We start from the raw sequence: 2,243 nt of genomic DNA, 5'->3' as shown, positions 1-2,243 counted from the left end.
ATACCAACGGCCCCGTTGGAACTGAAAACCTGGAAAAGCCCAACGACTATTTGAAGAAGGAGTCTGAACCGTTAAAGTTTCATCTCGATCGACATCTAAAACTGGTATTGCAGTCTTATTTTTAAATTTGTTGTAACCTAGCTTTAATCCAATGTTTGGCAGCACTGCGGCTTGATCAATGTAAAGATAAAACCTTTTTGACAAAGTTTTCCCGAAATCAAAATCAGCACTAGAAATGCCCTCTAAATAGTTAATAGCCAAATCGCAATCGGAACGCCTATTAATATCTCCTCCAACGACACCATCTAAACCACAAGCCTTGGTAATTTTTATTTCATCACCAGGTTTAAAAAGCTTACTACCGCCCATTGCATTCGAAACAGGCTCACCACCGCCAAAACTTAACTGAGATCCACTCGCTTCCGATACGGACCATGCTGCCCACCTGTCGTCCTTGTTAAAAACCTTCCGAAGGCTTGAAGGAAAAATTGAAGAAAAATTTGCCCCATCGATAATTAACGATGTACTACCTGTGCCTGGCAAGGAAGATGAAGCATTGTAGGTATCGAAACCACAGGAGTTGCATAGTCCATTTCGTCCAGAAAAATCGAGTCTTAAGGAATAACCTCCATTTAGCGAGATAGAACTAGATACTTCATAAACATCACCTTTCCCTGCCATCATGCCAAATACATTTGAGGGGCTGTACGCAGCCTCCCAAGTCCACTTGCCTTCACTATTAATCACGCCATCGTCAAAATTTGACTTAAAAAAGGTCTCTGCAGACAAACTACTTACAACGGCAAGTGACACGAATATGCAGCCAAAATACTGTTTCAAATTTATATGTCTCATTAATAAACCCTCCTCACGAAACCATAACTTACGAAAGCAGTTTAGCAGTTCAGCCAAAATCTACCTCTGCCCAATATCTCGCAAATACAATTTAGTTAACTTATGTCACAAAACACTACCTTGCGGTTTTACTAAAAAGGCTCATTAAACGAGCATAAAAATATACGAAATGTAAGAAGCTATTGCCTAATAATGCTTGAACACTCAATGAAGTGCGCCTGAACCGCCATCGGGTTAGTGCTAGATTTATTCCAATCAACGCCAATAGTATGTAACTTGCGACTTCTACCCGAATTGCACATAGTGCTATCACCATAGCTATCACTAGTGCAGAATAAACACACGCAATCAAAACAACTGGTGAATGCATCGCAGCGCTAAAATTAACCACATCACCACGACCATGCCACTTTTCACGTCGATAAAAGTTTGCTAAATCTTGGGGAAACCCAAGATGAATGGATTTAAACTTGCCATTCGCAGTATATAAAATACTGCTCTCAGCGATTGCTCTCAAACAAAAGTCATAGTCCTCTCCCGTTTCTAAATCTTCATCAAACCCGCCAATCAAGTTAAACGCAGACTTAGTCGTTAAAACATTAGCGCCACCCAGATATTTATCTCTCAAGTGTGCAAACCAGTATTTTTCTATCCAACTACCATCATTAGGAACAGAGCATTGCGCGCCCGTCACAAATAGTGGAGATCGAGTCATCCCTTTATAATTTTCTATTAGGGTTTCTACCCACTCATCTGTTAACTCTACATCGCCATCAATAAAGGCAATAACCTCATTTGAGGCTTTTTCCGCACCAAAGTTACGAGCTTTCGAAACAGTCTGGCGACCTATAGAAAAAGTTAACGCGCCGAACAGTTCTCCTTTTAGAGCCGTATCATCAGTAGAGCCGTTATCCACCAATAAAACTTCTGCCTCTAAATCATATTTTTTTATTCTACTAAAGATGGACTCTAAGCACCGGTCAATAAACTTGCTTTCATTGTACGCTGGAATAACAAAGCTAATTTCAACTGACATCTAAGCTCTACCTTTTTCTATATATCTAAAATTTCTATGCTGATACCAATCAAGAAACATAAGCAAAGCCCATAGCTTATTGCTATTATCTGACGCGGCTGACTGATGTTGATTCCAAACCTTCAAAATTAGGTTTTTGTCTAATAATGGAATATCAGAATCATTTATCAGAGCTTCAGCCCACTCTCTTAAGGGGCCTCGCAACCACGTTGCAACAGGAACTGAAAAGCCCATCTTAGGGCGTTCAATTAGCTCCTTTGGAACATACTTATAAAGCACTTGCCGGAGTAGCCACTTGGTTTGCCCATCTTTTATTTTCCTGGATAGCGGCGTTTGCCATGCAAATTCGACG

Annotated in this window: 3 protein-coding genes; all 3 read right to left on the bottom strand. The window is 40.4% G+C overall.

The window, feature by feature from the left end:
* The coding region (locus A3751_RS12300) for a hypothetical protein (protein ID WP_156492407.1) at positions 1 to 912 on the bottom strand (912 nt) is incomplete at its 3' end.
* 58 nt (positions 913 to 970) lie between these two features.
* Positions 971 to 1,891: a glycosyltransferase family 2 protein gene (locus tag A3751_RS12295; protein ID WP_068456420.1), complete on the bottom strand. Its 921-nt coding sequence runs from the start codon at positions 1,889 to 1,891 to the stop codon at positions 971 to 973.
* Positions 1,892 to 2,243: asparagine synthase-related protein (locus A3751_RS12290; protein WP_082863227.1), on the bottom strand; the 352-nt coding region annotated here is incomplete at its 5' end.

It is taken from the genome of Oleiphilus sp. HI0080 (assembly GCF_001635135.1).
This window is presented reverse-complemented; position numbering and strand designations above follow the sequence as displayed.

Bases quoted from the DNA above. Each gene is read 5' to 3' on its own strand.
- A3751_RS12295 (WP_068456420.1), bottom strand. From the start codon at position 1,891: ATGTCAGTTGAAATTAGCTTTGTTATTCCAGCGTACAATGAAAGCAAG.